Consider the following 2,983-nt stretch of genomic DNA (forward strand, 5'->3'; position numbering starts at 1 on the left):
GCACCTGTAGCTACAGGTGCAATACTTGCTATTCGGTACACCCGATTCGAAAACGTACCCCAGAACAGTCAAGACACCGTGCGAACGAAGTCCACTAGATCATCGAAAAGGAAATGGCCAAGACCCATGCCGCTCCCTGTTGCGCTTGTCATAGGCACACACAGGACAGTCTCCCCGCTCGGCAATGCCATACAAGTGATCTTGTGCCGCGTTAATGTCCCACGCCTCCGAACACCACCAGATCTGATCAGGCTGGCCAAAAAGACTAAACCACTTACCGGCACGAGCTGATTCAGTGGCCTTTGCTCTCGCTCTCTGACGCTGCTCCGAGGAATGCGCAACCTGCAAGGTCTTCGCCCGCTCACGGTTAATCTGCTGTGTCTCTTCACTGGTAGGAATACTCGTAATATTCGGCCAGACACTGACGTAAGTTCGACCACACACCACACGACATGGATATACGGCAATGACCTCTTCAAGAGCTTCTTTGAACGTCTGCTTGAATTTTCTGAGTTCTTTAGTACCGCTGCCGAATTGTTGGTAGAGCTGTTCCCACTTGATGTGCGTTACCTCGCTCAATGAGTAGAAACGTCGTGTGATCCATGCATAGATGTCAATTGCCATGGGCTTTCCTAGTTTCGCCATGATGCTCAGGTCAATAGGAACGGGGCGATCTCTGAGCATTTCCACATATCCTCGTGAAAGCCTGACCCAGTTATAGGCAGTCTTACCTCTTTGCGGAGGAAGTTGCGGATTCAACCAATCGATATTGAATTCTTCTGCTACAACGAAATTCACGCCTGATGACTTGGACTCAGTGAGATTCACAATGGAGTACGTACAACGAAATAGCCGTTCAAACTGCGGCTTGATATTACGAAAGCTGGTTCCTCCCACCTTAACTTCCAGCAGCTCAAGAAAATCTCGAAATGACCGGCCAAGCTCCAGCGTATTCGTATTCGGATCAAAGCATGGATTATTAGTTTTTACCATGGTACAAGCCCATGCCTCAAATAGACGTGGGTACTTTCCGTAGGGAAGACAATCAACTCCGCCTGCAGAAAATGTCACTGTAAGTGTGCCGTTTCTCCTAGTGATTTCCTTGGTTTTAGGACGTCTATACGGCAGAGATACCTGAGAAGCAATTTTGCTAATGAACCCATGGCTCATCCAAGGTTCGTCGGGGATATCGAGTTCCCGATCTCTAGTAGGATCGTTCATGCGATCGCTTCTTTCTTACTCTCGCTGCGGTCGCCATTCCCCGGCTGCTGGAACAGCGCGGGGTTTTTTACTACTCACAGCAGTGTGGACTTTAGGTACAAATCTAAAAGTCAGGTGTGGACTTTAGGTACAGCAGTGTGGACTTTAGGTACAAATGAGGGACTTTAGGTACGAAATGAGGGACTTTAGGTACGAAATGAGGGACTTTAGGTACGCTCATGTGCTCTTAGCCCTACGGGGAGTAGGGCTAAGAGCCACCCCCCTATATACCTATATACCTATAACGCGCGCGCGCACGCGCGAGCAGAGGATAGCAGCAAGGATTAGGACGTGGCTTACTGGCGTTGTGCCGCGGCAAGCCGTCCCTTAAGTGTTGATGGCGCCAGACCCTGCAATCGAGCGAACGCGGCCTTGCTCGGCTTCCTTCCCGCGTCCCTCTCCGCGGTTTCGTACCGGTTCCAAGCATCGAGTAGGGCGGCTCCCTCTAACGGCTCAGAGGACGCCTTAGATGCTTTCACAGCATGGGAGGAGGAAGAAGCATCGGAGGAGTTATTCCTCGATATGGTCACAGCATTCAATGCAACAGTCAATGAACCGATGATATGTGCCCGTTCCTCGGCCAATTCATGAAGCGCGGAGGTTTTATCCCGCTCCGCTTCAAGGGCTTTCTGCGCGGCCTCAAGAGCTTCCGAAAGGCTTCGTACCTGTTCCTCGGCTTTGGTCAGTCCGGATCGCAACTCGCCCAGCTCACGCTCGGCCTCCCTGCGATCCTCTTCAAGACGCTCTATACGCCCCTGCGCCTCGGACTGGTACTCCAAGGCGTCAATCCCGGCCTCACGGATATCCTTTTTCCGATACCACTCGCGGACCATCTCGGAATCATCGTCCAGTTCCCACGCTCGGCCATGCATGCGAACCCCGCAGACTTCTGACGGTATCCCCTGTTTGGCGGCCGGCCAGCCCACACGCTGCGCCGCGGCCTTGATACCGGCAGCGGTGATGACACCCACCAGATCATTGGCCAAGTCGTTGATGCTTCTCCACGCCATTGCGATCACCTCCATATCGGATAGATATATCTATAGTAACAGATACATCTAACTAAATATGAGATAGTTCTCTCTTAATGAAAAGATACATGTATCTATATACAGATACATGTATCGATAGAGTGGGATATGAATATCTTTACGAGGACGTCCACGTCTTTGAAGCCGCATGCCGGCCCTGTGAGACCACTTTATCGCGCAACAGCGCACTGCCCACTGCAGTGGCATGAATAAAAAGAATCAAGCGAGCCACCGTGCACAAGGGCGCATAGCGCCATACGTGGAAACTGTAGTGTTGTGGGTCAGCAGCCACGCAGAGCGGATGTGGGAGCTGCTGTACGACCTGATGATTGATTCGATTCTGGAACTGCTCCTACCGGACACAGGATTTTTCCTGACCAACGCGATATGCAGCGTGGCGGCTGCGCGCTGTCTGAATAAGGCTGTGGCATGCATGGAGGACGTCATGCGGAATCGTCGTGATGTGCGTAGAGCGAAGCACCGGAGGGGTTAATCGGCTCTTGTGTGCAGCCTAAGCATTTTGCCTAGGCTGCACATGGAATTGCCACAATGCACAATGCAGGAAGCCAAACGGGAGCCTCACGAATTAGGCGCTAACTAGCGATTTATCATGTTGGCTTACGTAAGGAAAGGCGATGCCGATAGGGGGACGAAGAGGGAACAGCAAGCATTGCACCTGTAGCTACAGGTGC

Annotated in this window: 2 protein-coding genes; both read right to left on the reverse strand. The window is 51.9% G+C overall.

Translation table 11 applies throughout. From position 1 onward, the window contains the following. Window positions 1–99: 99 nt before the first annotated feature. Window positions 100–1,221 carry a replication protein RepA gene (locus PG2093B_RS08875; RefSeq protein WP_129898184.1) on the reverse strand — a complete coding sequence of 374 codons (1,122 nt, stop codon included), beginning with the start codon at window positions 1,219–1,221 and terminating at the stop codon, window positions 100–102. 335 nt (window positions 1,222–1,556) lie between these two features. After that, window positions 1,557–2,285, reverse strand: a complete 729-nt coding sequence (locus PG2093B_RS08880) for a hypothetical protein (protein WP_129898185.1) — start codon at window positions 2,283–2,285, stop codon at window positions 1,557–1,559. Between the last annotated feature and the right edge of the window lie 698 nt (window positions 2,286–2,983).

Origin of the sequence: Bifidobacterium pseudolongum subsp. globosum (assembly GCF_004155535.1) — a bacterium.
GTDB classification, from domain to species: domain Bacteria; phylum Actinomycetota; class Actinomycetes; order Actinomycetales; family Bifidobacteriaceae; genus Bifidobacterium; species Bifidobacterium pseudolongum_C.